Below are 25259 nucleotides of genomic sequence, written 5' to 3'. Positions count from 1 at the left end.
TCTACATCAAGCCTGGGGAATTGCACAATCCTTGCGGCGAAACAATGACACCGCCAAGCGCGATCAGAGATGTGATCGCGCTTGACGTTTAGAAGGTGGATTCGGCGACGTTGCCCAGATTGATGTCGCCAAGCGTACGGAAGGTGATGCGGGCCCCGATCGACCAATCGCTTGCCGATGCGCTGACCGTGTCCTTCTTCGACAGATACGCGATGCTGAAGATCGTGCACTCGTCTTCATAAGACAGGCCGATGCCTTGGCGCGTAACTTCACTGCTGTTGAGGTCATAGGCAACCGTTCCGAAGACGGACCAGTATTCCTTGAACTTGACCTGCGCCCGGGTCTGGATTTCGTCGTTGTCGGTTATGAAGCCGTATTGCGGCTGCGCCGCGATGTGGGTGTAGATCAGCGACGCTTGGAAAATGTCGTTGCTGAAGCCCACCGCCGTGTCGCCGCGACGGTAGTCCAGGTCCTTCTCGTCCAGCCGATAGGAGGTGGCAAGCGAGATGCCCTGCGGCGTGTTGATGCCGAACATGCCGACGTAGTCGGAAGTCGATGTCTCAAGGCCCGAATCGGCGCCCGCGCCGACCAGGTCTGGCGTCGAGTACGAATTGAGCCCTGCGACCTGGTAGGATTGGCCGAAAATGCTCTGCAGTTTGTAGCCATTGTCGAAATCGCCGGTATAGCGGATGCCGAGGTTGGCGCGCGTGCCGCCCTCCACACGGTCGAAGCCGGAGAACTTGTCGCGATTGAACAGATTCATCGCGTCGAAGACGAAGCTCTGCGCGTCTTCGTTCGGAAGCTGGCCGGCCAACTCCTCGTTGTTACGGGCATAGATCTGAGCGATCGGCTCAAAGACGTGGGTGCTGTTGTCGGTGGAAACGAGAATGGGGTACTTCGCCTCAAGGCCCGCGGTTAGCAAGCCGCGGCCCGCCAAGTTCCCGTCCTCGAAGCCGCCGTCATAGGTATTGTAGGGCGGCGCCAAGCTGGTGGGGGAGTCCATGCTGAGGCCGAAGACGTCGCCGCGCGCCGCCACCAGCGGTGTGAGCACGAGGCCCTGGTCGGAGGTGAACGTCCGCTGCCACTGCAATTCGGTGCTCAGGCGCGTATCGGTTCCGGGAAGGCCGAGGAAGCGGTCGTTGAGGTTCGAGTCGCCGAGGTTCAGCGTGTTGTCGAGTACATCAGCGTTATCACGCGAAAGGTTGGTAAAATTCACCGTTGCCGAAAGCTCGCCGCCGGCCACGGACTTCGGATCCACGTAGTGGTAGTCCAGGGCCGGATAGACGATCGGCTGCTGCTTTTCGGTGAAGCTGGTCGTCGTCGCGTCCTGCACGTCGAAATAGAAGGCGCGCATGTCGAAGTAGTTGCGCTTGCCGATCCCCGTCAAATACGCCTGGTTGACGTGCGTGCTCTCCTTGAGGCCTTTCAGGTTATAGGTGCGAGCGAAATTGTTGTCGCTTTGGAGCATCGCGTCCCAGCCAAAGGCCCAGCGCGGGTTGATCCTGAAGTCGCCCTTCGAGGCGACAAGACCGCGCGCGCTGTGTTCGGCGTCGCTTGTGCCGGCATCAAAGGTACTTGGGCTTGCCTGATCGATCCCGGCAACGCGAAGGATGTGCGTACCGTTCTCCAGCCGCTGGCGGAATTCGCCTTCAAGCAGCAAACCTTGCGTCGTATAGCCGGTCGCCGTCAGCGTAGCGTCCATGCTAGGCGATATGACGTAATAGTAGGGGATCGAGGCGCCGAACCCGAGATTTTCCGCCGCACTGAAGGTCGGGAAGAGGAAGCCGGATTTCCGCTTTACGGTGTTGTCGGGCACTTCGATCCACGGCAGATAGGCGATCGGGTGACCGAAGAGCTCGAAACGCGCATGCTCAAGGCGGACGGTATGCGTCTCTCCGTTCTGAACGACGCGCTTGGCCTTGACCTGCCAGAGCGGCGCGCGGCCTCCCTCGGAGCAGGGCAGGCAGGCGGTGTAAACACCTTTGGTCAGAATCATCTGCGTGCCGCCGACGCGTTCGCCCTTTTCGGCGGCAAGGCGCGTGTTGTCTGGCATCTCGATGCGAAGCGCGTTGACGAAACCGTCCTTGAAGTTGTCGGTTATATCCATCTTGTCGCCATACATCCGATTTCCGTCGGGCGTGACCAACTCGATGTTACCGATGGCCATCATGCGGCCGGTCTTCTGGTTATACTCAACGCGCTGGGCGACCATCTTGTAGCCGCCGTAATAGATCTGCACGGCACCGCTGACGGTGACGATCTGCGAATCGCGGTTATAGGTCAGATCGTTGGCAGAGAGAATCAGCTTCGAATCCGCCGGTACCTTGACCTCGGTCACTGTCTTGGGCGCACTTTGGGCGTAAACCACGCCCGCGCTGCCCGTCATGCACAAACTCACAGCCGCGCCAATAAGCAGAGCAGCCGTCAGTCTCCTGGTATGTTTGCGGTTGGCTGCCGCCACTAGCCGTCCTCCTGATGAAGCAGCATCGTCGCCCCGAGAGCCAGCGCGACGATCACGGGTATCCATGTCGCCACGAATGGGGGGACAACGCCACTGCTTCCGAATGCCTTAACAAGCACGGTGACCACATAAAGCACGAAGCCTGACACTATTCCACCCAGAATCACGGAGCGCGATTGGTTGAATCTACTGAATTTTAGGGACACGGTTGCCGCAATGAGGGTCATTGCCACCAGAAGGAAGGGTTGCGACAACAGGAAGTGAAACTGCGTCTCTAGAGCCTTGGTGGAAATACCGAAGGATCGAGCGATCGCGATTCGTTTAGAAAGATCATAAAAAGCAATGGTTTCAGGCTGCGTCAGGCGTTCGGCGACGAAATCCTGTTTCAGGTTCGTACGAACCTGTACCGAATCCTTATGCTCGGGGATTTCGCCTGGCCGGCGCTCGACGACCGCGTTAAGAAGCCAGTAACCATTCTCCAACTTTGCCGTCGCCGCATCCTGCCTCAGGATGATGTCGCCGTGTGAATCAAAGTGGATAAACACGGGGTTCGCCAGCGTCATTCCGTTGTCGAGCACGGTGTTGGCGCCGATGATGACGTCGTCCCTCCCGCTGATCTGTCGAAGCCACGGGATCGACAGCGTCTTGCGATAGGAGGGATCGCCGCGAAGATCCGCCTCGATGCTCTGCGCCTGCCGCTGGCCCCACGCCGCTATCGGATTGAGCACCAGCATCGTCATAAGCCCGACGAAAAGCGCGCCGAGAACGAAGGGCGCCATGAATTGCCAGACCGATATCCCGGCCGCGCGCGCAATCACCAGTTCATAGCGACGGTTCAGGCCGATCAGCGTCGTCATGCCGACGAAGAGCGCAATGAACGGCACCGTCTGCTGCAGGATGAGCGGCAGTCGAACCGCGGTCATCGTCAGTCCGAGCGAGACCGTATAACCCGGCAGCCCACCGAGCCGGCTTGCTGTCTCGCTGAAGTCGACGAGAAACACGATCGAGATCACGCCCAGGAAAAACCAGAAGGTCGTGACGAGGTAACGGACGAGGAAATAGCGGCCGAGTGTCTTGAAAATCATGCCGAACCTCCCGGCGATCGCCGCACGGCCGCCGATATCCGATCCTGTACGCCAAGCCACAGGTTGGTGAGGCGATTGCGCAACGGGAGCGACAGGTTGCTCCTCTTCGAACGCCTGAGGAGAATGATCGCGATCAGGGCGGCGGCGACATTGATGCCGTAGAGGACGGCGACGAACGACGGATTGTTTTCGATCTGATTGGCGGCATAGAAATCCGCCCATCTGAGAGCGAATGCCAGGGTCAACGCCGTTACCATGGGATGCAGGCGCCCCTCGCGGTGGGAGCGGGCGTCACCGGCGATGACCAACGAAAATAGCGCGAAGATGGCGGGCAGCGCCCAATCCGTCAGGCGCCGGTGCAGTTCGGCGCGATAGGTCCCGGGCTTCGCGCTGAAGTCCTGATCGCTGGCGTCGGGATTGAGCAGGAAGCCGAGGCCTCGGTCGCTGGCGCGCAACGTCGCCTGTCCGCGGTTTTGCGTGAGATCGGAAAGGTCGAAGGAATAGGAATCGAATTTGATCACCGAGACGTTGCCGTCAGGTGTCTTGCGATGCACCTCGCCGTCCTTCATCAGCAGCGAGGTGCCGCTCGGATCCACGGCGCCTTCCTTGGCGTAATAGATGAGATCGAAGGCGGGGTCGCGCGAATCGGCGACGAACAGGCCCTTCAGAACGCGACCGGACAAGCGCTGCGAGATCTGCACGTAGAGGCCGTCTTCGATGCGCCGGAAGTTCTTCTCCTCGATGACCGTGGACAAGAGGTCGGCATAGGCGGCCGCCACCATCTGGCGTGCGGCAACCTTGGCTTTCGGCTCGACCATGTTGTCGACGAAGAAGGAAAAAATGCTGATCACGACGGCGAGCAGCATGATCGGGCGGATGATGATGCTGCGATTGGCTCCGGCGGCTTCGATGACCGTCAGCTCCGAGTCGTTGTTCATTGCGGTCAGCGACTGCGTGATGCCGATCACCAGCGCGAAGGGAAGTACGATCGGAATGATGCTCGGCAAGATCAACGTCGCGAGCTTGGCGAACGATCCGATCGACTGGCCGCTATCGGTGACGAGATTGATGCGCTGAAGCACCTGCGTAGTCCAGATGATCGCAAGCACCGGCAGCAAAGCAACCAGGAACATCAGCCCGACGCGTCGAACGATATATGTCTCGAATAGCTTCATTCCGGCCCTTGAACGCAATTCGCCGCCACCCTCAGCCGCGACGAAGATTCTCTCTCATCTACGCCCTTTGGATTTCTTTAGCGACAACTCACAGGCAAAAAAAACGGCTACGCGCCTGAAAATTTTCGGCAGTGTGTCGTTTGGGATAGCGCCAGAAGCGCCGAGAATATGATGAGCGACGAGAGCCAGCCGAGAACGACGTCGGAGAGGTAGTGACCGCCGAAGGCAACGCGAAGCGCCGGCGTGAGGATCGCAACCGCCATGATCGGCAGCGCAAGTGCCGATCGTGCCGGCTGGGGAATGATGAAAATCAAGCAGAAGAGCCAGCCCGCAGACGCCGCCTCGCCGGAGACGAACGAACAGTTTCTTACGCACTCTCCGACGAAAGACCCAGCATGGACGAAATCAAGGCTGCCGCCGAACAGATTCGTCTGCCGGGGGCGAGGGCGATGGGCGAAGGTCTTCAGCCAGAAATTGACGAGGAGACCAGGACCCAGGATCAATGTGCCGAGCGCGACCTTGAGATTGCGGACGCGGATAGGCTGAAAGCTTGCGCCGTGTTCGCGCAAGCTGATCGCGAGCATCCAGACGAGCATGGCGGCGGCGGCATAAGGCAACAGTAAAAAAGTCTCGCGCAGCAGGCGGAAGCCCTGTTCGACGGAGTAGGGAAAATGTCCGCAGGTGTAGTCAGCCGCTTGCCCCAACAGGCAAGGGCCGCGCGAAAAGAACAATTCGGCGACGGTGATGTCGATCTGAGGAAAGACGCGGAAAGCCGCAAGCAGCAGCCACCACAGGCAGAACAGCACCACGAATACGTCCCCCGCGTTCTGGGAGGAAAGGCGAGGCGGAAATCGTTGCGCGACGCCTGATTTTTCAACATCTGTAGTCAAGGAGTTAGCTCTAAGCGCTTAGACAGTTATGACGCAAATGAACCACACGATGCGTCTTTGTCCAGTTCTACAGGAGGGAAATGACGCTGATTTGAAGATCGGCCCCCGGCGTTTTTCCGGAAAACGTTTCCCGAAGCTTGTTTTCACCCTAAAAACCTGAATGATCGAAGGTCAGCTAGCCTTACATTATTGCAGCCCCGGAGTAGAAATGTCAGTGAAATTCGAGATTTCCTTTGCCAAATCCGTCAGCCTGAGCGGCGGTATCGCCATTGTCCTCAAAGACAAGAAAGGCGAGGTGCCGGCAGGGGCTGCGATTGTCGATCCGGCAGGCATCCTTTCCAAGGCATCCGGCATCGTACGTTTCACGGGCAAGGCCCTGAGTGTCCTCGACGTCGTTGCGCCACAGGGCTCGCCGGCTGAACGGATCTTCGTGATCGGCACCGGCAAGGCCTCGGAAATCGAGGCGCATGACTGGCTGAAGTTCGGCGGCAGCGCGGCTGCTCGCATCAAGAATGTCGAAAACGTTTCGATCTTCATCGACATGCCGGAGGTCGCGGTGAGCGCCAAGGCGGCTGCGGATTTCGCGCTGGGCATGCTGATGCGCGCCTACAGTTTCGACACCTACAAGACGAAGAAGAACGAGGACGAGCCGAGTTCGAAAGCACCGGTCAAGGTGACGATCGTGACGGAGGACGCCGCAGGCGCGAAGAAGCTCTTTGCGATTTCCGAAGCGGTTGCCTCGGGCGTCAATCTCGCCCGCGAACTCGTCAACGAGCCGCCGAACGTACTTGGACCGGTGGAGTTCGCCGCGAAAGCCAAAGAGCTCGAAAAGCTCGGCGTCGAGGTCGAAATCCTCACCGAGCGTGACATGCGCAAGCTCGGCATGGGCGCGCTGCTCGGCGTGGCTCAGGGCTCTGTCCGGCCGCCGCGCCTCGCCGTGATGCAGTGGAAGGGCGGCAAGGCCAAGGACAAGCCGGTCGCATTCGTCGGCAAGGGCGTCGTCTTCGATACCGGCGGGATTTCCATCAAGCCTGCGGCCGGCATGGAAGACATGAAGGGCGACATGGGCGGCGCGGCGGCCGTTACCGGCCTGATGCACGTGCTTGCCGCGCGCAAGGCCAAGGTCAATGCGGTCGGCGTGATCGGGCTGGTCGAGAACATGCCCGACGGCAATGCGCAGCGGCCGGGCGACATCGTCACCTCCATGTCGGGGCAGACGATCGAGATCATCAATACCGACGCGGAAGGTCGCCTCGTGCTCGGCGATGCGCTTTGGTACACCAACGATCGCTTCAAGCCGCAGTTTATGGTCAATCTGGCGACGCTGACCGGCGCGATCGTCGTCTCTCTCGGCGGGCTGCATGCCGGACTGTTTTCAAACGACGACGCGCTTGCCGAACGACTGACGGCTGCGGGGCTTGCGACCAACGAGCGTCTGTGGCGGATGCCGATGGGCAAGGACTACGACAAGCTGATCGACAGCAAGTTCGCGGACATGAAGAACACCGGTGGCCGCAATGGCGGCTCGATCACCGCCGCTCAGTTCCTGAAGCGCTTCGTGCAGGACACGCCCTGGGCGCACCTCGACATTGCCGGCACGGCGATGGGGTCCGCCCAGGACGAGATCAACCAGTCCTGGGGCTCGGGCTTCGGCGTGCGCCTGCTCGACGAGCTTGTGCGCGCAAACTACGAATCCTGACCGGCAGGCGGGGTGGACGCGGCATGACGGAGGTTCTCTTCTACCATCTGACCGAATCAAAGCTGGAAGATGCCCTGCCGCCGCTGCTCGACAAGAGTGTCGAGCGCGGCTGGCGGGTCGCCGTGCAAACGCGCGACGCTGAGCGCCGCGACATGCTCGACGCCCATCTCTGGACCTTCCGCGAAGAAAGCTTTTTGCCCCACGGCACCGACGAGGGCGAAATGGCGGATCGCCAGCCGGTCCTGCTGACGGTGTCCGAGGCAAATCTCAACGCCGCCACCGTGCGCTTCATCATCGACGGTGCCGAGGCGGCGTCGGTCGATGGTTACGAGCGCGTCGTCTTCATGTTCGACGGCTATGATGACGCGGAAGTCGAAAAAGCCCGTGCGGAGTGGAAAAAGCTGAAGGGCGAGGGGCACAGCCTCACCTATTGGCAGCAGACCGAGACAGGGCGCTGGGAGAAGAAAGCCTGAGGCGCTCGGCGTCCTTGCCCTCATACGGCTTTTCCTCGACCAAGGAGCGAGGCAAGTTTCCTCTCCCCGCTTGAGGGGAGAGGTTTAAGCAGGAATCACCTCGAGATCTCAGTCCCGACGTCACCTAGTCGTAAAACGCATCCACGAACTTGTGTTTGCCGAGCATGAAGGCGTCCGCGACGTGCCGCAGCGGCGCGAGGTCGACGTCGGATGTGCCGGCTTTGACGATTTCGGCGAAGCGACGATAGAGCTGCGGATATTCCTGCTCCGGCTCGGCGAACTTCAGCTCGCCGTTTACCGAGAGTTTAGCTCCGCCTTCGGAGAGAACCATCTGGCCGGCGGCGGTCTCGGCGATGATGTCCCAGCTCTGCTTGCCGGTCTGGCGCCAGTCGAATTCGGCGTGGACGGGAAGGCCGCCCGCGCTGGTAAAGCGAAGATCGGCGGCAATGGGCGCTTCACGGTTTTGCGGGAATTCGAGCGTCGCGCCGGTCAAGAACAGCGATGGCAGGATGTGGGTGACAATGGAAAGCGCGTTGATGCCGGGATCGAAGACGCCGAGACCGCCCGCTTGCCAGATCCATGCCTGGTTCGGATGCCAGTGACGGACGTCCTCCTTCCAGACGACATGCACGCTGTTTACGGTCGTAGCGGCAAGAAAGGCTTTGGCGGCCTCGACGGCCGGCGCGTAACGCGAATGCCAGCTGGCAAAGAGCGACAGGCCGTTTGCTTTCGCGAGCGCTTCGAGATCGGCGACCTCGCTCAGCGTCGCGCCGGGCGGCTTCTCCAGAAAGACGTGCTTGCCGGCGACAAGCGCCTTGTGGGCCGCCTCATAGCGGTACTGCGGCGGCATGCAGAGCGATACGGCGTCGATCTCCGGAACGGCGGCGAGCATCGCCTCGATCGACGTGTAGCTCGGGGTGCCGTCCACCGTGCCGTGACGGCTTGCCGTGGCGATAAGTTGGAAGTCCGGATTCTTCGCGATCGATGGCAGGTGCTGATCGCGAACGATCTTGCCGACGCCGACGATGGCGAGCTTGATAGGGGTCATGGGAATGCTCGCGTTGGTTCTCGTTGAAAAAGTATGATTATTCAGGCGCTGACTTCTATCAGATACCGAAAGCGGGATGCAAGGCAACCGGTTCAGCGATCATAGACGGAACGGTCCTGACTGTCGTGTTCCCTGGACCGGGGCCGACAAGCTGGGGGGCTGCTTCAAGCCTTAGCGATTGCCGCGGCGGCCGTCTATGCAGGTCGCCACGGGTGCGGTGCCGAAGGATTTATTCTGCCATTCCGCTTTCATATTCCGACGAGAGCTCCAGCCATTGCTCCTCGGCTGCCGCAAGCTTGGCGGCGGCGTCTGAGCGCTGCTTGGCCTTGTCGGCTGCCTTTGCCGGTGATTTCGCGTAGAGCGTCGGGTCCGCAAGTTCCACATCAAGAACCTGAATCTGTTTCTCCAGCTTGCCGGTCAAGGATTCGATTTCATTGATCTTCTTCTTCAGCGGGGCGAGCGAGGCGCGCCGTTCGGCGTTGAGCTTGCGCTGGTCGGCCTTGGAAACAGAATCGTCGTTGCCGTTCGCTTTGCTCTTATCGTCCTTTGCCTTCGGGCTGGAAACGATGAGGGAGCGGTAGTCCTCAAGATCGCCGTCGAAGGTGGCGACGGTCCCGTCTCTCACCAGCCACAGCCGATCGACGGTCGCTTCGATCAGATGGCGGTCGTGCGAAATCAGGATCACCGCGCCGGAATAGTCGTTGAGAGCCCGGATGAGCGCGTTGCGGCTATCGATATCGAGATGGTTGGTCGGTTCGTCGAGGATGAGCAGATTGGGTGCGTCGAAGGCGGCAAGGCCCATCAGCAACCGGGCCTTCTCGCCGCCGGAGAGATCCTTGACGAGAGTATCCATCTTCTCTGTCGCAAGGCCCATCTGCGCGACGCGCGCGCGCACCTTCGCCTCGGGCGCGTCGGCCATGCGACGGCGTACGTGTTCCACAGCCGTCTGCGTCGGTACGAGGTCGTCGAGCTGGTGTTGGGCAAAGAAGCCGATCTTCAGATTGGGCGCGAGTTTGACGTCGCCGCCGTCTGCGTCGAGGCGTCCCGAAATGAACTTGGCGAAAGTGGACTTGCCGTTGCCGTTGGAGCCGAGCAGCGCGATGCGGTCGTCGGCGTCGATCCGCAGGTTGAGGCGCTTCAGGATAGGTTTGCCTGGCTCGTAGCCGACCGCACCGCCGGAGACGGCGACGATCGGAGAGGCGGCCTGCTTCTCCGGCTCGGGGAAGCTGAAGCCCATGACATGGTCTTCGATCACGGCCGAGACCGTCCCCATGCGCTCCAGCGCCTTGATGCGCGATTGCGCCTGGCGCGCCTTCGAGGCCTTGGCCTTGAAGCGGTCGATGAAGCTCTGCAAATGTTTGCGCGCCGCGTCGTTCTTGGCCTTCGCCTTCATCTGCAGCTCGTCGGCCTCTGCCTTCTGGCGCTCGAACTGGTCGTAGGAGCCGCGATAGAAGGTGAGCTTCTTCTGGTCGAGATGGACGATCGCGTTGACGGCGGTATTCAACAGATCGCGGTCGTGGGAGATGATGATGACCGTGTGCGGATAGCGGCGGATATAGTCCTCCAGCCACAGCGTGCCCTCGAGGTCGAGATAGTTGGTCGGCTCGTCGAGCAGCAGCAGATCGGGTTCGGAGAAGAGCACCGCGGCGAGCGCCACGCGCATGCGCCAGCCACCGGAAAAGGAGGAGGCTGGACGCGCCTGCGCCTCGTGATCGAAGCCGAGGCCGGCAAGAATGCTCGCCGCCCGCGCTTCGGCCGAATGCGCGCCGATGTCGGCAAGCCGCGTCTGGATGTCGGCGATGCGGTGGGGATCGGTTGCCGTCTCTGCCTCGGCGATGAGGGCGGCCCGCTCCTTGTCGGCCTTGAGCACAATCTCGATCAGTGGCTCCTCGGTGCCGGGCGCCTCCTGCGCGACCTGTCCTATGCGGGCGTTTTTCGGGATGGAGACCGCCCCGCTCTCGGCGCCCATATCGCCGGTAATGATACGAAAGAGCGTCGATTTGCCGGCGCCGTTCTTGCCAACGAGGCCGGCTTTGGTGCCGGCGGGCAGCGTCACGCTGGCGGTGTCGATGAGGAGACGGCCGGCAATACGGGCGGAAAGGTCGGATATCGAGATCATGCGCCGGTTTTTACCGAACTCGCCGATGAAGGCAAGGCCGAACGGGCAGACGCGTTACTATAGAGGCGCGGGCGCGACGTTTCCGCGTTCAGCTCGCCCGGGCGTAGATCTGCACAGGCTGGCGGCGGTTGCTCTGCGCGGTGGCAAGTGCCGACTGCGCACTGGCGAGAAGCTGCGCCGGCGAGGAGGCGTCGCTGCAAAGGGCGATACCGACTGATATGGTGACGCGGCCGGGGTCGGACTTGTCAGACGTGCTGTAGACCATCGTTCCCTCGACGGAGGCTCTGAGGCGCACCGCAATGGTGCGGGCGACGTCCAGGCCGACGTTGCTGAAGACGAAGCCAAAGTCGTCGTTGCTCATCCGGGCCACGAAGTCGTCTTTCTTGATCGTCTTGCGGAAGAGGGCGCCGAGCTTTTTCAAGAGCAGATTTGCCGGCTGCGGTCCGTATTTGCTGTTGAAGGCCCGGAAGTCGTCGATATCGACGAGAATGAGCGCGGTGCCGGGGGATTCGGCGCCTTCGTAGAGTTCCGTCAGGCGGTTGATAAGCGCGATCTGGTTGGGCAGGCCAGTGATCCGGTCGGTAGCCGCTGCCGTTCTGGCGGCGTTGGCATCCCTTTCCAGCGTCTCCAGCTTTTCCATCTCGTTGCGGAGCTTCTCGGTGAGCTCGGTTTCGTAGAGCATCAGATTGGTGAGCGATGCGTTGAGGAAGTCCATCTCGGCGGTAAAATTCGCGAAGCTCTGCGCGTGATCCCCTGAGACGGAATGCGTCACCGTTTGGACGGTTCGCGCGAAACTCTGCTTTTTCTTCAGACTTTCCGCCAGTTGTTCGGCGACGTCGCGCAGCATGCGAACCGCATCGGCCTGCGATTTCTCCGCGACCAGTCCGCAGTGGCTGACCAGATGATACTTCAAGCCGATGTCGTCGAGCATGGCTTGGCTCGGGTTGGGGCCTAGTGCCGCGATCTCCGCGCCGATACTGCGATTGTGGCCGAAGAGGGCCTCGTGGAACAGTTGGTAGTTGCGCGGAAGACCGGTCACTTTGAGCTTGGTCATGTGGAGACCGACCTTGCGCAAATCGGCCGACGCGCCGTGTGCCTGTGCTTCCATCATACGCAAAATCCTCCAAATCCGGGGTGGGCCTCCTTGTGGGTAGGCCGCCTCGTTCGAGAAAACTTGTGCAGAATGCGAGTTAAAACCGTCTAAATTAGAGGCGGTTAACTTCCGAACCTCGCCTCAATTCGTCTGATGAGGTTAACGTGAAGTTGCATAAGCGATCGCTGTTTCTCGTACGTCATGCTCAGGCCCAGCGCGTACCGTCCTCCCGCAGGAAATAGATGAGGTCGAGAGCCAGCGAGGGTTTGCCGAGCGCGGTCAACGTCATATGGCACTGGCCGCGATGATGGGTCTGGTGGTTGAAGAAATGGGCAAGTGCCGGCGCCAGCGATTGACTGACGACCACGGGCTTCGATACCGGGACGTAGGTGAGCATGCCGGCGAGCCTTTCCTCATCCAGCCCGTCGCACCACGCGATGATCCCTAGGTCCTCTGCCTGGCGCGCGGCCTCCAGTTCCGGCAGTTCGTCGAAGAGGATGGCATTGAGCACCTTTGGTGGTTGTCCTTCGCCGCTGAAACGATGCATCCACACGCGGTCGGCGATGAGGAGATGGTTGAGCGTCTGGTGCAGCGAGCCGAAGAAGGCGCCCATATCCTGCCGATATTCCGCGTCGGTCAGTTCCCTTGCCGCCGCATAGAGCTTGCCGTTGGCCCAGCGATTGTAGTCGGCGAACATTCTGAAGTGTTTGAGCATCCCTGTCTCCATAAGCGCATGGCACGGTGGTGTTTTCGAAAAAGGTTATCCCGTCAGGGTACAGACAGGAAGCCGCGCGCATTGCGACAGCGGCGTGAAATTGGCGCGTGCCCCTTGTTTTCGGGCCTTGGGGCGGGTAAAGACCGCCCACTTTTCCACAAGAACCAAAGGATCCGCACCATGGCGATTGAACGCACCTTTTCGATGATCAAGCCGGACGCAACGAAGCGCAACCTGACGGGTGCCATCACCAAGATACTAGAAGATGCCGGCCTTCGCGTCGTCGCCTCCAAGCGCGTCTGGATGAGCCAGCGCGAAGCCGAAGGCTTCTACGCCGTTCACAAGGAGCGTCCTTTCTTCGGCGAACTGGTTGAGACCATGACCTCCGGCCCGACCGTCGTTCAGGTTCTGGAAGGCGAGAACGCCATCCTCAAGAACCGCGAAGTCATGGGCGCCACCAATCCTGCGAATGCCGACGAAGGTACGATCCGCAAGGTGCATGCTCTCTCCATCGGCGAAAACTCCGTCCACGGCTCCGACGCTCCCGAGACCGCAGCCGTCGAGATCGCCTACTGGTTCTCCTCGACGGAAATCGTCGGCTGAATCATTCTCTCGGCTTTTCGCTCGAAGCACTTGAACACATTGAAAAAGCCGGGCTCGTCCCGGCTTTTTTGCTGCCGCATCAAGCCGAGGGGCAGACATGCTCCGGAGAGAAATCTGGTTTGTCCTTGTCCTTGAAGATATCGGGGTTCTCCGTGTAGAACGGGCCGACCACCAGAGGCTCCGCCGCCAGGACCGCGGACTGGTCCACATCCGATTTGACCTCGGTCTTCATGCTCTGGATCGTCTTGCCGCCGGCATCTTCGAGCCGTACCGCGACTGCGTAAGGCCGGTCCTTGCGCACGCAATGAAGCCCGGGAGTTTCCAGCGAAATCTTGTCCCACAGAGGGAAAATCATTTCCCTGACTACTATCGGATCGCCGCCCATCGGATTTTCGAATTCGGCGATCGCAACCGTGCCCTCCGGGATCGGCGCTGTCTTGCGTAGCGTGATGAGGAAGCTCGCATGGGAGACGCGGTAGTTGAAAACGACAAGCCGCCCGCTCAGCTCCGTCGGCTTGTCCTCGGCCTGCCGCTGGCAGGCGCTGAGCGCCAACAGCGCGCTCATTGCGAGGATCGTGATCCTGAACGCCGTCATGGTGCGTTCCTCTCTTTTCTCTTTTGATAGTGGCGCGTCGCCTTGGCCCGGTTGCCGCAGACGGCCATGTCGCACCAGGTGCGGCTTCGGTTCTTGCTGCGGTCGACGAAGAGCCAGCCGCAATTGTTGCAGATTTTCGTGCGCTCCGGGTCGGGCGTGGCGATGAGCCTCAGCGTCGAGTGAACCGTTGCGACGTCCAGACTATCGGGCGAGCCCGCCCGTCGCAGCGTCTGCGACAGCGCGTCGAGCAGGTTGGCAAGCAGCCCGCAGGTATCCACGCCAAGAACGCGCGCGCGGAAATAGCCGTCGATCGCTTCGCGGAGCTCTCTGAACGCCGTCCTGTTTTCCGGCAGCACCGGTTTGAGGTCTTCGCCAAAGAGCATGCGTTCCGCGCAAAAGTTTGCGGCCGCCTTGGGAAAACTGTCCATCTGGCCGGTCGTCTCGAAACGATCGACCCGGCGCGCATCGTCGTGACGAAGCACGACGCTGTTGGCGACATCGAAGGCCAAGGCGCCGCCTGAGAAGCGATGGGGTGTCCACGAAAAGCTCATGGAGAAAATATAACTGGTAAAAGCGTTTTTGCCAGTTATTATTTCAGTCGCCGTCGGAGCTTTTCATGGCCTATCTTTTGCAACAACTGGCGAATGCCGTTCCGCTTGCGGCGCTCTATGCGGCGCTCGCTTTTGGCTATTCGATCGGTTTCGGCGTCACGCGCCGGGCTGACATCACCTATGGCGCACTCTTTGCTTTCTCCGGGCAGATGCTCCTGCTGTTCACCGATTTCGGTTACTCGCGCCTGTTCCTGATCCTGCCGGCAGCGCTACTGCTTGGCGCCGCTGTTTCCTTGGCCTATGCGCTTGGCGCCGGCCTCCTCATCGGACGCGGCATCATGATGCCGCTTGCCCGAAAATCACCGAACACGGTAATCGTCGCAGCGCTCGGGATGACGATCATTCTCGGGGAGACCGCACGGCTCGCGGCAAACAGCCGCGATCTCTGGCTGCCGCCGCTGCTCAACAATGCCATCGTCTTCTGGAGCGACGGCAGCTTCCAGGTGACGCTCACCCTCATCCAGCTGATCAACGTCGCGGCGATGTCAGCGATCGTGCTTGCCGGCCACCTGGTGCTGACGCGCACGCCGTGGGGGCGTATCTGGCGAGCGGTTACGGACGATGCGTTGGCAGCGGAACTCTGCGGCACGAGTGCTGCGCGCGTCTTTCTCGTCGCCTATTGTGTTTCGGCGCTGGTGGCGACCGTCTGCGGCATCCTGTCGACGGCCTACTACGGCACGATGGATTTTGGCGCCGGTCTGCTGTTTGGGCTGAAGGTGCTGATGATTGCCGCCGTCGGCGGCTATTTCGATCCGTTGCGCTCGGCGCTCGGCGCCGCCGCCGTGGGCCTTTTCCAGACGCTGTGGGACGCCTATGGCCCTTTCGTCTGGCGCGATCTGGTGATTTTCTCGCTGCTCGTCTTCCTGCTAGTGGTCAGCCGCCGCGAGCGGGTCATCCCCTAGGCTTGCCTGCAGTCCATTTTTCCAGCGTCCACTTTTCCAGTGCCTTGTCGTCGTTGTCCTTGGCCGCGACCCAGTCGCCCGCCCTGCCATCGACCGTATGCTCCTTCTTCCAGAAAGGGGCGCCGGTTTTCAGGTAGTCCATGACGAAGCTCGCGCCATCGAAGGCGGCTTGCCTATGTGTGGCGGCGGCGACCACGAGGACGATGTTCTCGCCGGGGGAAATGCGGCCGTAGCGGTGAATGACGGTGAGGCCGCAAAGGGCGAAACGGTCAATCGCCTGCCGCGCAAAGCGGGTCATCTCTGCCTCGGCCATGCCCGGATAGTGTTCGAGCTCCAGGGCTTCGAGCCTGCCGCCTTCGTCGCGGCAAAGTCCCGTGAAGGTCACCACCGCGCCGATCTCGGGGCGACCATCGGTGAGCTTGCGCGCCTCCGCCTGTGGATCGAAATCCTCGCGTTGCACGCGGATAGTGGGGAGGGGGCTCATGGGGCGCTCTCATCTCCACGGATCGCGCCCTGCGCCGAGCGCATCACGATCATCCCCCCGTCATCGGCGGGAACAGGCCGATCTCGCGGGCTCCGGCAATCGCTTCGTCATGCTCGATATGCTCCATGTCGACGGCAACGCGGATCGCTTCGGGGAATTGAAGCGCGGCCTCATACTCTTCGCCCAAGGTCTTCAAATGATTGATGAGATCGCGGGCCGTCTTCACCGAAGGCGGGAGAACGATCTCCTCCTCGCCCTTGCCGATGCGCTCGCGCACCCATGCGAAATAGACAAGCCGCGTCATCACTCCTCGTCCACCACATGCTTCAGCCCGGCGCGGAAATAGTCATAGCCGGTGTAGATCGTCAGCAGCGCCGCGACCCAGAGCAAGAGTATACCAAGAGCGGTCGTATAGGGAAAAATCTCGTCTCCGGCCGGCCCCGCCAGCAGGAAGGCGATCGCGACCATCTGGGCTGTCGTCTTCCACTTGGCGATCCGCGTCACCGGCACGCTGACTTTGAGCGCGGCGAGATATTCGCGCAGGCCCGAAACCAGGATTTCGCGGCACAGGATGATGATCGCCGCCCAAAGCGACCAGCCGGCGATCGTTTGATCCGCCGCCGCCAGAAGCAGGATCGCCGAGACCAGCAGCTTGTCGGCGATCGGGTCGAGCATGCGGCCGATATTCGAGGTCTGGTTCCAGATGCGCGCAAGATAGCCGTCAAGGAAATCGGTGAGGGAGGCGATGACGAAAATCCACAGCGCCACCCAACGGGCGGTGTTGGTGATCGCGAGTTTTCCCTCGAGGAAAAAGCAGAGCACGATCAGCGGCACGGCCAGAATGCGGCCATAGGTGAGCAGGTTGGGGATACTGTATGCGCGCGAAGCCATGGAAATCGTTTCGTAGCAGTTTCAAGGAGCTACAGCGTCCGTTGCGCGTCATGAACGGCGCGCGGCGCTGCAGAGTTCGTAGATGAGGTGTTCAAGGCGGAGGCGTCAACATCGTTTGCGCTTTTTTCACTGCCATTGCGTGGAATTTGCGACAGGCCGATGTTATTTCGCGCCGTCCTCGTGGAAATGATTGTAGACCTGACGCGCCACGGCCTCCGAGATGCCGCCGACGGCCATGAGGTCGGACAGGGCGGCGCGCGACACCGCCTTCGCGGTGCCGAAATGCTGCAGCAGCGCCCGCTTGCGCGAAGGGCCGATGCCGCCGATCTCGTCGAGGGGATTCCTGACCATCTCCTTCTTCCGCCGCGCGCGGTGCGAGCCGATCGCGAAGCGATGCGCCTCGTCGCGCAGCCGCTGCACGAAGTAAAGCACCGGATCGCGGGGCGGCAGCGTGAAGCTTTCGCGGCCGGGCGGGAAGAAACGCTCGCGCCCGGCATCGCGATCGACGCCCTTGGCAACGCCGATGGCGATGACGCTGTCGGTGATTCCCAACTCTTCCAGAATGGCGCGCACAGCTGTCATCTGCCCCTGTCCGCCGTCGATGAGAATGACGTCCGGCCAGCTGGGGAAGGGCAGGTCGGCAGCGTCAGCGGGGTTGACCTCGCTTCCGGCCTGGCTGCGGTCCGGCTTCCCTTCTTCCTTGAGCAGCCTCGAAAAGCGCCGCGTCATCACCTCGCGCATCATGCCGAAATCGTCGCCGGGCGTGATGTCGGTCGATTTGATATTGAACTTGCGATACTGGCCTTTGACGAAGCCTTCCGGCCCGGCGACCACCATGCCGCCGACCGCATTGGTGCCCATGATATGCGAGTTGTCGTAGATCTCGATGCGCGTCGGCACGTAGGCCAGCTTGAAGGTTTCCTTGAAGCCGCCGAGCAGGCGCGACTGGGAGGCCGTTTCGGCAAGCTTGCGGCCATGCGCCTCGCGTGCGTTGGCGACGACGTGATCGACGAGATCGCGTTTCTCGCCGCGCTGCGGCACGAGGATCGAGACCTTGTGGCCTGCCTTTTCGCTGAGTGCGGCGGCGAGCAGCTCGATTTCCTCGACCGTTTCCGCAAGCAGGATCTGCCGCGGCACCGGCTTGTCGTCATAAAACTGCGCCAGAAAGGCGTTCAGCACTTCGGCGCTGGAAAGCTGCGGATCGGCCTTCGGGAAATAGGCGCGGTTGCCCCAGTTCTGGCCGGTGCGGAAGAAGAACACCTGGATGCAGGAAATGCCGCCCTCGTGGTGGATCGCGAAGACGTCGGCTTCTTCGACACCGGCCGGATTGATGCCCTGGTGGCTCTGCACGTGCGAAAGCGCCGCAAGCCGGTCGCGGTAGACCGCGGCGCGCTCGAAATCGAGGTCCTGCGCCGCCGCGTTCATGGCCGTTGCCATATGCGCCTTGACGTTCTGGCTCTTGCCGGAGAGGAAATCCTTCGCCTCTTCTACAAGCTCGGCATAGCCTTCGTCGCTGATCTCGTGCGTGCAGGGGCCGGAACAGCGCTTGATCTGGTAGAGCAGGCACGGCCGCGTGCGCGTCTCGAAGACGCTGTCGGTGCAACTGCGGATCAGGAACGCGCGCTGCAGCGAATTGATGGTGCGCCCGACCGCGCCCGCGGAGGCGAATGGGCCGAAATAGTCCCCCTTGCGGGCGCGGGCGCCGCGATGCTTGAAGATCGCGGGCGCGCGATGATCCCCGGTGAGGAGGATATAGGGGAAGGACTTGTCGTCGCGCAGCAGCACGTTGAAGCGTGGCCGCAAGCGCTTGATAAGGTTCGCTTCCAGAAGGAGCGCCTCGGTCTCCGTGCGCGTCGTCACGAACTCCATGTTCGCCGTCTGGCGCACCATCTGGGCGATGCGATTGGAATGCACGCGGCCAAGCGCGTAGTTGCCCACACGCTTCTTCAAGCTGCGCGCCTTGCCGACGTAGAGCACGTCGCCGGCCTCGTTGAACATCCGGTAGACACCGGGCGCGTTCGGCAGCCGCTTGACGAATTCGGCGATTAGCTCGGCGCCTTTCAGCCCGCTTTCGTTTTTCCCACCTTCGTTCCAGTCGACGCTTGCAACGGGAAGGGGGGCGGCATCGCCTTCCACCTCGATGTCGTCTTCGATCTCGTCCGATTCGTCATAGAGAACGCCGCCATCAGGCAGCTTTCGTCCATTCATTCCATGCTCTCCGCCAAGTCAGGCGTTTCCCAGGCCAGATGCTGGCCGCCGTCGAGGGCTATCATTTGGCCCGTGATCGAGGGAGTGTCAAAAAGAAAGCGGATCGTTCGGCCGAATTCGCCAAGCCCTGGTCCGGCCCTCAGGATAAGCCCTTCGATTTGCGTTTGAAAGTCATCCATCGTCTGGCGCGTGCTCGGCATCGTTGGCCCAGGGCCGATCGCATTCACCCGGATCGCCGGGGCAAAGGTCTGCGCGAGCGTCTGCGTCGCCATCCAGAGCGCCGCTTTCGAAAGTGTGTAGGAATAGAAGCGCGGCGTCGGCGACCAGACGCGCTGGTCGACGATGTTGACGATCAGGCCCGGCACGTCCGCCGGCAGTTGTCGCGCGAAGTCCGCCGCCAGGATGGACGGTGCCCGGACATGCACTGCGAAATGCGCGTCGAAGGCGGCGGCGTCGAACTCACGCGCCGAATCTTCCTCAAAAACGGACGCGTTGTTGATGAGGAGATCGATCGGACCGAGGAGGGAATTTGTCCTGCCGACCAGTTCTGCCGTCGCTTTCTGATCTTGAAGGTCGGCCTGCAGCGCGACCGCCTCTCTGCCGCGGCTCCGCAATGTTGCCGCAAATGCCTCGGCTTCTTCGACCGAACGATTGGCGTGGATTGCGACCGCGAAGCCGTTGTCCGCCAAATCCTCCGCGATTGCCCGGCCTATTCTTCTCGATGCACCGGTAATTAGCGCCGTACGCAGTTTTCCGTCACCCAAGGTATCGCCTTCTCACCATTTTCTGCCAATTGCACATATATAAGACATGAATAGTCCATCTGGAAAGGGTATTGGTGCTCGCTTCTCGGCCTCTTCCTGCAAGATATAACTTCGGAAGTATTTAAATAGCCTGAGAGTATACTCAATTTAATATTTAGTTATGGTTAATGAAATCTCTGTTGCTGCAAAGCAACATCGAATTTCAGCCATATGCCTGCCACAATAATTTCTTATTTTGGCTCTTCCATTTCCTCATTTGCACTCCAAATTCCCTCTCGATCCGAAGGGATATGTGGAATTGCTCGTCTTGTTCGAAAAAAAATAATCGAGACGGGCCTGAAAGGAGAAGAGTATGCGTAATAATGTTATTATTGCCCTGATGACTTCGGCAGTCGCGTTTGGCGGCTTCACTGCAGCTCATGCGGCCGACGCCGTCGAGCAGATCCCCCAGGCTCCGGTCGCGCAGGAAGTTGCTGCTCCGGTCAACAACTGGGCAGGTTTCTACCTCGGTGGCGCTGGCGACTGGAACGCTGGCAAGTTCACGCACGGTGGTGGCAACTCCTATGATTGGGGTGGCCAGCTCTACACCGGCTACAACTGGCAGAGCGGCAACATCGTTTACGGTATCGAAGGCGATGTCGGCTACTCCGGCGCTGACAGCCATACGGACAATGTCACGACCAAGTACGACACCAATGGCTCGGTTCGCGGCCGCCTCGGCTACGACCTGAACCCCTTCCTGCTGTACGGCACCGCTGGTATCGCCGGTGGTCGCCTGAAGGCTGAAGACGGAACGTCCTCCGACAGCAAGACGGCTGTCGGCTACACGGTCGGTGCAGGTGCCGAAATGTTCGTGACCAACAACGTCACGGCCCGCCTCGAGTACCGCTTCACGGACTACGACAAGAAGAACTTCGACCTCGACTCCGGCAACGTGTCTCGCGGTTTCGACGAGAACAGCGTTAAGCTCGGTATCGGCGTCAAGTTCTAAGACTTGTTCGCAAGCACATGAGAAAAGCCGGGTTCGTCCCGGCTTTTTTCGTTTCGCGCCAATAGCTGCGCGCCTTCGGGCGGCCGGGTGTCAGCCGTGCGGCTTCAGCGACGCATAGTCTGGGAACGTCTCCTCGAAGCGCTCGATCCAGGCAACGAGGTTGCCACGGTCTTCTTCCCATTGTCCGGCGAAACGCAGCTGCAGGTAGCCGATCATCGCGGCAACGGCGAAGTGGCTGCCGTTGAGCTTCTTGCCGATTTTCGGCGGTGCGGTTTCCAGGCGGTCGAGCACCCTCACGACCTTGCTCCACTGCCGGTCGATCCAGGGCTGGTGCTGCTTGTCCTCGGGATGGAAGCGGCGCTCGTAGACGATCGCCAGGAGGCTGTCGCAGGTGCCGTCACAAAGCGCTTCCAGCACCTCGGCATGAACGCGTTTCTCCTCCTTGGCGGGATAGAGCTTGCTTCCTTCGAGGCGGCCGAAATAATGCATGATGGCGCGGCTATCGAAGATCGCCAGACCGTCATCGGCGATCAGGGTCGGGATTTTGCCGAGCGGATTGTTGTCCGTGAGGATCGCCGGCCCGGCATTGGTGTCAACGCGGATTTCCTTGATGTCGAGGCCCAGATGGCGGGCGGCCATCCGTACCTTGCTGGAGAAGGGAGAGGCCGGCGCGCAGAGCAGCTTCATCGGATTGCCTTTTTCAGTGAGGATGGGCGGGAAGGAGCGGCGGATCAGGCTTCGCCGCGCAGCCAGAAAGCGCGATGCGACGCGAAGCGATCCTGGGTAAGGATGTCCTTCAGCGCCGGCAGCAGTGCATGAAGCTCATCCTTCAGCGTGAAGGGAGGGTTGACGACGATGAGGCCCGAACCGGTCAGCCCTGTCTCGTGGCGGTCGCTTTTGACGGTCAGTTCGGCGCAAAGCATCTTCGGGATTTCCAAAGCCTGCAGGCCTTCGTGAAATGCCCTGATCGGTGCGTCCTTCTTCAGCGGATACCACAGGCAGTAGGTGCCGCCAGGGAAACGCCGCCAGGCCTTCTCAAGCCCGTCGATCAGTCGGTCATACTCGCCCTCTTCCTCGAAGGGCGGATCGACCAGCACGATGCCCCGCTTTTCCTTCGGCGGCAGATGCGCGCCAAGCGCCAGCCAGCCGTCGAGTTCCGTTACCCGCACATGGTGGTCGCCTTCGAAAACGCGGTGCAGCCGGACGAAGTCCTCGGGATGAAGCTCCATGGCCGAGAGACGGTCCTGCGGGCGAAAGAGCATGCGCGAGAGCTTTGGCGAGCCGGGATAGAGGCGAATGCCGCCTTCGGGATTGAGCTCGCGGACGGCCGAAAGATACGGTTCCAGCAGGTTTGCCACCTGCGGCTCAAGCTTCGCCTCGATGACGCGGCCGATGCCGTCGCGCCATTCGCCGGTCTTCTGGGCCTCCTCGGACGACAGGTCGTAGAGACCGATGCCGGCGTGCGTGTCGAGAACGCGAAAGGCCTTGTCCTTGTTCTGCATATAGCGGACGAGGCGGGCGAGCACCGCATGTTTCAAAACGTCGGCGAAATTGCCCGCGTGGTAGATGTGCCGATAGTTCATCGTCGGTGACGTCCGCGTGAAATGTTGCGTTGGGGCGGTCTTCAGGGCTTTTGGCTGGCCTCGGCTTGAAATATACGGATATGATGAACATTGCGACCCCTATTCATACCGCCGATCCTTCGAAGCCGAAGATTGGCCACACCGCCTGCCCGCACGACTGTCCGTCCACCTGCGCACTTGAGATTGATCTGACCGAAGACGGCCGGATCGGCCGGGTGCGCGGTGCTCGCGACCATTCGTATACGGCCGGCGTCATCTGCGCCAAGGTCGCCCGCTATGCGGAGCGGCTCTATCATCCCGAGCGCCTCATGAAGCCTTTGCGACGCGTCGGCGCGAAGGGCGAGGGGCGCTGGCAGGAGATTTCCTGGGACGCCGCCCTCGACGAGGTCGCGGAGGCTTTCCTCAGAGCCGAGGCGAAGGACGGCAGCGAGGCGGTTTGGCCGTATTTCTACGCCGGCACCATGGGCTGGGTGCAGCGCGATTCGATTAACCGACTGCGCCACGCCAAGCGCTATTCCGGCTTCTTCGATTCGATCTGCACCAATCCCGCCTGGACCGGCTTCACCGCCGCGACCGGAGCGTTGCGCGGCCCCGATCCGCGCGAGATGGGCCGCTCCGATTGCGTGGTGATCTGGGGTACGAACGCGGTGACGACGCAGGTCAACGTGATGACCCACGCGATCCGCGCGCGCAAGGAACGCGGTGCCAAGATCGTTGCGATCGACATCTACGACAATCCGACGATGAAGCAGGCCGACATGGCACTGATCGTCAAGCCGGGCACGGATGCGGCGCTCGCCTGCGCCGTCATGCACGTCGCCTTCCGCGACGGCTATGCGGATCGCGCCTATATGGCGAAATATGCCGACGATCCGGCCGGCCTTGAGGCACATCTCAAAACCCGAACGCCGGAATGGGCGGCGTCGATCACGGGCCTTTCGGTCGCGGAAATCGAGGATTTCGCAAAACTCGTCGGCACGACGAAGAGGAGCTACTTCCGTCTCGGCTACGGCTTTACGCGTCAGCGCAACGGCGCGGTCGCCATGCACGCCGCCGCATCCGTGGCATCCGTGCTCGGCTCGTGGCAGCATGAGGGCGGCGGCGCTTTCCATTCCAACTCCAGCATTTTCCGTATGGACAATTCGGAACTCACCGGGCGCCCGATGGTCGACGGCGATATCCGCGTGCTCGATCAGTCGCAGATCGGCCGGGTGCTGACGGGCGATGCCGTCTCGCTGCGGGGGCGTGGCCCGGTCACCGCGCTTTTGATCCAGAACACCAATCCGATGAACATAGCGCCGGAACAGCGCCTGGTCAGGCGTGGCTTTGTTCGCAGCGATCTTTTCGTCGCGGTGCACGAGCAGTTCATGACCGAGACTGCCGCGGTTGCCGACATCGTGCTGCCGGCGACGATGTTCGTCGAGCACAACGATATCTACAGGGCCGGCGGCCAGAGCCATATTCTGCTTGGCCCCAAGCTCGTCGAGCCGCCGCCGACCGTTCGCAGCAATCTCTTCGTCATCGAGGAACTCGCCAAGCGCCTCGGCGTTGCCGACCGGCCCGGCTTCGGCTTTTCCGACCGAGAGATGGTCGATCGCATCCTCGCCGCGAGTGGTTTGCCCGACTTCGATCATTTCCTCGAACACAAATGGTACGATCGGCAGCCCGACTTCGACGAGGCGCATTTCCTGAACGGCTTCGCCCACCCGGACGGCAAGTTTCGCTTCCGCGCCGATTGGACCAACCAGCCGGCACCGAACCGCCCTCCGGCCTCGGTCGGCCTGCTCGGACCGCACGCGGAATTGCCGCCCTTTCCAGACCAGGTGAACGTCATCGAAATGGCCGACCCGGAGCATCCGTTCAGGCTTGCCACCTCGCCGGCGCGAAACTTCCTCAACTCGACCTTTTCGGAGACGAAGACCTCACGCCAGAAGGAAGGCCGCCCCGAATTGATAATCAATCCTCGGGATGCCGAAGGTTTAGGTATCGCGGCGGACGATCTCGTACGGATCGGCAACGCCCGCGGCGACCTGCGCATCCATGCTCGCGTCACCGACGAGGTGAAATCCGGCGTTCTGATCGCCGAGGGCCTGTGGCCGAACAAGGCACATGTCGACGGCGAGGGGATCAATGTGCTGACCGGCGCAGATCCGATCGCGCCTTATGGCGGGGCTGCGGTGCACGACAACAAGGTCTGGCTTCGGAAGGACGGCGCATGACGGATACCGGCAAGGCGAAGGTCGTGATCGTCGGCGAGAAAACGCTGTCGGACGAATGGGGGCGGCTGAGCAGCTACACGCTCGACTATACCGACAGGTCAGGAGAGACGCACCGACTTAAGCGCGAGGTCTATCACCGCACGCTGGCCGCCTGCATTCTTCTTTACGATCCGCAGCGAGACGCCGTCATCCTGGTGCGCCAGTTCCGTCTGCCGGCCTATCTCGGCGGCCAGGGCGGTTGGCTGATCGAGGTGCCCGCCGGACTTCTCGACGGTGAAGAGCCCGAGGAAGCGATCCGGCGCGAGGCGATGGAGGAGACTGGCTATCGCGTCGCCCACGTGCGCCCGCTCTTCAAGGCTTTCATGTCGCCCGGTTGCGTGACGGAGCAATTGCATTTCTTCGCCGCGACCGTCGATAGCGCCGACCGCGTCTCGGAAGGCGGTGGCGTCGATCACGAGCACGAAGATATCGAAGTCCTCGACCTGCCGCTTGCTGACGCCGTGGGCATGATCGAGACCGGCGAAATCTGCGACGCCAAGACGATCATGCTGCTGCAATGGGCGATGCTGAATAGGGAACTCCTGCGCGTCTGACGATTCGCAGCAGCGCCGGTTTTATCAGCGAATGGCAGTCAGCGTCGGTCTCAGGCA

Annotated in this window: 24 protein-coding genes; 7 read left to right on the top strand and 17 right to left on the bottom strand. The window is 61.3% G+C overall.

Going from position 1 to position 25259, the window contains the following annotated elements; translation table 11 throughout:
* Positions 1 to 88: 88 nt before the first annotated feature.
* The 4 genes from AB4048_RS12355 to AB4048_RS12340 all read right to left on the bottom strand — a co-directional run bounded on the left by AB4048_RS12355 (position 89) and on the right by AB4048_RS12340 (position 5530).
* Positions 89 to 2461 carry an LPS-assembly protein LptD gene (locus tag AB4048_RS12355; protein WP_442202256.1) on the bottom strand — a complete coding sequence of 791 codons (2373 nt, stop codon included), beginning with the start codon at positions 2459 to 2461 and terminating at the stop codon, positions 89 to 91.
* On the bottom strand, positions 2461 to 3546 hold the full coding sequence (lptG, locus tag AB4048_RS12350; RefSeq protein ID WP_442202255.1) for an LPS export ABC transporter permease LptG: 1086 nt from the start codon (positions 3544 to 3546) through the stop codon (positions 2461 to 2463). The genes AB4048_RS12355 and lptG overlap by 1 nt, the downstream gene beginning before the upstream one ends.
* Complete coding sequence (gene lptF / locus AB4048_RS12345; RefSeq protein WP_442202254.1) at positions 3543 to 4721, bottom strand: LPS export ABC transporter permease LptF; 1179 nt, start codon at positions 4719 to 4721, stop codon at positions 3543 to 3545. Before lptF ends, lptG begins: the two co-directional genes overlap by 4 nt.
* 107 nt (positions 4722 to 4828) lie before the next feature.
* Positions 4829 to 5530 (bottom strand): phosphatase PAP2 family protein, encoded by a 702-nt coding sequence (locus tag AB4048_RS12340; RefSeq protein WP_442202339.1) that lies wholly within the window; start codon positions 5528 to 5530, stop codon positions 4829 to 4831.
* 289 nt (positions 5531 to 5819) lie between these two features.
* Between AB4048_RS12340 and AB4048_RS12335 the strand changes: the two genes are divergently transcribed.
* Together AB4048_RS12335 and AB4048_RS12330 are read left to right on the top strand one after the other, a co-directional pair.
* Entirely contained in the window at positions 5820 to 7310 is a 1491-nt protein-coding gene (locus AB4048_RS12335; protein WP_442202253.1) for a leucyl aminopeptidase, read from the top strand.
* Between the two features lie 23 nt (positions 7311 to 7333).
* Positions 7334 to 7783, top strand: a complete 450-nt coding sequence (locus AB4048_RS12330; protein WP_442202252.1) for a DNA polymerase III subunit chi — start codon at positions 7334 to 7336, stop codon at positions 7781 to 7783.
* Between the two features lie 124 nt (positions 7784 to 7907).
* Here the strand turns inward: AB4048_RS12330 and AB4048_RS12325 are convergent, their stop codons facing one another.
* The 4 genes from AB4048_RS12325 to AB4048_RS12310 form a co-directional block, all read right to left on the bottom strand.
* On the bottom strand, positions 7908 to 8831 hold the full coding sequence (locus AB4048_RS12325; protein WP_442202251.1) for a Gfo/Idh/MocA family protein: 924 nt from the start codon (positions 8829 to 8831) through the stop codon (positions 7908 to 7910).
* A gap of 229 nt (positions 8832 to 9060) precedes the next feature.
* Positions 9061 to 10950 (bottom strand): ABC-F family ATP-binding cassette domain-containing protein, encoded by a 1890-nt coding sequence (locus AB4048_RS12320; protein WP_442202250.1) that lies wholly within the window; start codon positions 10948 to 10950, stop codon positions 9061 to 9063.
* Between the two features lie 88 nt (positions 10951 to 11038).
* On the bottom strand, positions 11039 to 12061 hold the full coding sequence (locus tag AB4048_RS12315; RefSeq protein ID WP_442202249.1) for a GGDEF domain-containing protein: 1023 nt from the start codon (positions 12059 to 12061) through the stop codon (positions 11039 to 11041).
* Positions 12062 to 12248: 187 nt separating this feature from the next.
* A complete protein-coding gene (locus AB4048_RS12310) occupies positions 12249 to 12758 on the bottom strand; it encodes a DinB family protein (RefSeq protein WP_442202248.1) in 510 nt (169 codons plus the stop codon).
* A gap of 180 nt (positions 12759 to 12938) precedes the next feature.
* Here AB4048_RS12310 and ndk point away from each other — a divergent pair, with 180 nt between their 5' ends.
* Positions 12939 to 13361 (top strand): nucleoside-diphosphate kinase, encoded by a 423-nt coding sequence (gene ndk / locus AB4048_RS12305; protein ID WP_442202247.1) that lies wholly within the window; start codon positions 12939 to 12941, stop codon positions 13359 to 13361.
* Positions 13362 to 13440: 79 nt separating this feature from the next.
* Here the strand turns inward: ndk and AB4048_RS12300 are convergent, their stop codons facing one another.
* Together AB4048_RS12300 and AB4048_RS12295 are read right to left on the bottom strand one after the other, a co-directional pair.
* A complete protein-coding gene (locus AB4048_RS12300; RefSeq protein ID WP_442202246.1) occupies positions 13441 to 13956 on the bottom strand; it encodes a hypothetical protein in 516 nt (171 codons plus the stop codon).
* On the bottom strand, positions 13953 to 14507 hold the full coding sequence (locus tag AB4048_RS12295) for a CGNR zinc finger domain-containing protein (RefSeq protein WP_442202245.1): 555 nt from the start codon (positions 14505 to 14507) through the stop codon (positions 13953 to 13955). The genes AB4048_RS12300 and AB4048_RS12295 overlap by 4 nt, the downstream gene beginning before the upstream one ends.
* A 65-nt stretch (positions 14508 to 14572) precedes the next feature.
* Between AB4048_RS12295 and AB4048_RS12290 the strand changes: the two genes are divergently transcribed.
* Positions 14573 to 15469 (top strand): branched-chain amino acid ABC transporter permease, encoded by an 897-nt coding sequence (locus AB4048_RS12290; RefSeq protein ID WP_442202244.1) that lies wholly within the window; start codon positions 14573 to 14575, stop codon positions 15467 to 15469.
* On the opposite strand, the gene AB4048_RS12285 is transcribed toward AB4048_RS12290, so the two are convergent.
* From AB4048_RS12285 to AB4048_RS12265, 5 genes are all read right to left on the bottom strand, one after another.
* Entirely contained in the window at positions 15459 to 15953 is a 495-nt protein-coding gene (locus tag AB4048_RS12285; RefSeq protein WP_442202243.1) for a molybdenum cofactor biosynthesis protein MoaE, read from the bottom strand. The genes AB4048_RS12290 and AB4048_RS12285 overlap by 11 nt on opposite strands.
* A gap of 49 nt (positions 15954 to 16002) precedes the next feature.
* Positions 16003 to 16257, bottom strand: coding sequence for a molybdopterin converting factor subunit 1 (gene moaD, locus AB4048_RS12280; RefSeq protein ID WP_442202242.1), 255 nt, complete (start codon positions 16255 to 16257; stop codon positions 16003 to 16005).
* On the bottom strand, positions 16257 to 16844 hold the full coding sequence (gene pgsA / locus AB4048_RS12275) for a CDP-diacylglycerol--glycerol-3-phosphate 3-phosphatidyltransferase (protein WP_442202241.1): 588 nt from the start codon (positions 16842 to 16844) through the stop codon (positions 16257 to 16259). The genes moaD and pgsA overlap by 1 nt, the downstream gene beginning before the upstream one ends.
* A 162-nt stretch (positions 16845 to 17006) precedes the next feature.
* A complete protein-coding gene (uvrC, locus tag AB4048_RS12270) occupies positions 17007 to 19052 on the bottom strand; it encodes an excinuclease ABC subunit UvrC (RefSeq protein ID WP_442202240.1) in 2046 nt (681 codons plus the stop codon).
* Positions 19049 to 19816, bottom strand: coding sequence for an SDR family oxidoreductase (locus AB4048_RS12265; protein ID WP_442202239.1), 768 nt, complete (start codon positions 19814 to 19816; stop codon positions 19049 to 19051). Before AB4048_RS12265 ends, uvrC begins: the two co-directional genes overlap by 4 nt.
* A 352-nt stretch (positions 19817 to 20168) precedes the next feature.
* Here AB4048_RS12265 and AB4048_RS12260 point away from each other — a divergent pair, with 352 nt between their 5' ends.
* A complete protein-coding gene (locus AB4048_RS12260; RefSeq protein WP_442202238.1) occupies positions 20169 to 20807 on the top strand; it encodes an outer membrane protein in 639 nt (212 codons plus the stop codon).
* A gap of 90 nt (positions 20808 to 20897) precedes the next feature.
* Here AB4048_RS12260 and AB4048_RS12255 read toward each other — a convergent pair whose 3' ends face one another.
* A complete protein-coding gene (locus tag AB4048_RS12255) occupies positions 20898 to 21494 on the bottom strand; it encodes a glutathione S-transferase (protein ID WP_442202237.1) in 597 nt (198 codons plus the stop codon).
* 44 nt (positions 21495 to 21538) lie between these two features.
* Entirely contained in the window at positions 21539 to 22390 is an 852-nt protein-coding gene (locus AB4048_RS12250; RefSeq protein WP_442202236.1) for a 23S rRNA (adenine(2030)-N(6))-methyltransferase RlmJ, read from the bottom strand.
* An 83-nt stretch (positions 22391 to 22473) separates the two neighbouring features.
* On the opposite strand from AB4048_RS12250, the gene AB4048_RS12245 reads away from it, so the two are divergent.
* Together AB4048_RS12245 and AB4048_RS12240 are read left to right on the top strand one after the other, a co-directional pair.
* A complete protein-coding gene (locus AB4048_RS12245) occupies positions 22474 to 24609 on the top strand; it encodes a molybdopterin oxidoreductase family protein (protein WP_442202338.1) in 2136 nt (711 codons plus the stop codon).
* The gene (locus AB4048_RS12240; protein ID WP_442202235.1) at positions 24606 to 25202 is read left to right on the top strand and encodes an NUDIX domain-containing protein; all 597 of its coding nucleotides are present in this window, start codon (positions 24606 to 24608) and stop codon (positions 25200 to 25202) included. Before AB4048_RS12245 ends, AB4048_RS12240 begins: the two co-directional genes overlap by 4 nt.
* Positions 25203 to 25259 lie beyond the last annotated feature (57 nt).

Source organism: Rhizobium sp. RAF56, assembly GCF_052113965.1.
GTDB lineage: Bacteria > Pseudomonadota > Alphaproteobacteria > Rhizobiales > Rhizobiaceae > Rhizobium.
Note: the sequence above shows the minus strand (reverse complement) of the source record. Positions and strands in the feature narration are given on the sequence as shown.

Coding starts and splice junctions, on each gene's coding strand:
- lptG (WP_442202255.1), bottom strand. CDS start 3,546: ATGATTTTCAAGACACTCGGCCGCTATTTCCTCGTCCGTTACCTCGTC.
- lptF (WP_442202254.1), bottom strand. CDS start 4,721: ATGAAGCTATTCGAGACATATATCGTTCGACGCGTCGGGCTGATGTTC.
- AB4048_RS12335 (WP_442202253.1), top strand. CDS start 5,820: ATGTCAGTGAAATTCGAGATTTCCTTTGCCAAATCCGTCAGCCTGAGC.
- AB4048_RS12330 (WP_442202252.1), top strand. CDS start 7,334: ATGACGGAGGTTCTCTTCTACCATCTGACCGAATCAAAGCTGGAAGAT.
- AB4048_RS12325 (WP_442202251.1), bottom strand. CDS start 8,831: ATGACCCCTATCAAGCTCGCCATCGTCGGCGTCGGCAAGATCGTTCGC.
- AB4048_RS12320 (WP_442202250.1), bottom strand. CDS start 10,950: ATGATCTCGATATCCGACCTTTCCGCCCGTATTGCCGGCCGTCTCCTC.
- AB4048_RS12315 (WP_442202249.1), bottom strand. CDS start 12,061: ATGATGGAAGCACAGGCACACGGCGCGTCGGCCGATTTGCGCAAGGTC.
- AB4048_RS12310 (WP_442202248.1), bottom strand. CDS start 12,758: ATGCTCAAACACTTCAGAATGTTCGCCGACTACAATCGCTGGGCCAAC.
- ndk (WP_442202247.1), top strand. CDS start 12,939: ATGGCGATTGAACGCACCTTTTCGATGATCAAGCCGGACGCAACGAAG.
- AB4048_RS12300 (WP_442202246.1), bottom strand. CDS start 13,956: ATGACGGCGTTCAGGATCACGATCCTCGCAATGAGCGCGCTGTTGGCG.
- AB4048_RS12295 (WP_442202245.1), bottom strand. CDS start 14,507: ATGAGCTTTTCGTGGACACCCCATCGCTTCTCAGGCGGCGCCTTGGCC.
- AB4048_RS12290 (WP_442202244.1), top strand. CDS start 14,573: ATGGCCTATCTTTTGCAACAACTGGCGAATGCCGTTCCGCTTGCGGCG.
- AB4048_RS12285 (WP_442202243.1), bottom strand. CDS start 15,953: ATGAGCCCCCTCCCCACTATCCGCGTGCAACGCGAGGATTTCGATCCA.
- moaD (WP_442202242.1), bottom strand. CDS start 16,257: ATGACGCGGCTTGTCTATTTCGCATGGGTGCGCGAGCGCATCGGCAAG.
- pgsA (WP_442202241.1), bottom strand. CDS start 16,844: ATGGCTTCGCGCGCATACAGTATCCCCAACCTGCTCACCTATGGCCGC.
- uvrC (WP_442202240.1), bottom strand. CDS start 19,052: ATGAATGGACGAAAGCTGCCTGATGGCGGCGTTCTCTATGACGAATCG.
- AB4048_RS12260 (WP_442202238.1), top strand. CDS start 20,169: ATGCGTAATAATGTTATTATTGCCCTGATGACTTCGGCAGTCGCGTTT.
- AB4048_RS12255 (WP_442202237.1), bottom strand. CDS start 21,494: ATGAAGCTGCTCTGCGCGCCGGCCTCTCCCTTCTCCAGCAAGGTACGG.
- AB4048_RS12250 (WP_442202236.1), bottom strand. CDS start 22,390: ATGAACTATCGGCACATCTACCACGCGGGCAATTTCGCCGACGTTTTG.
- AB4048_RS12245 (WP_442202338.1), top strand. CDS start 22,474: ATGAACATTGCGACCCCTATTCATACCGCCGATCCTTCGAAGCCGAAG.
- AB4048_RS12240 (WP_442202235.1), top strand. CDS start 24,606: ATGACGGATACCGGCAAGGCGAAGGTCGTGATCGTCGGCGAGAAAACG.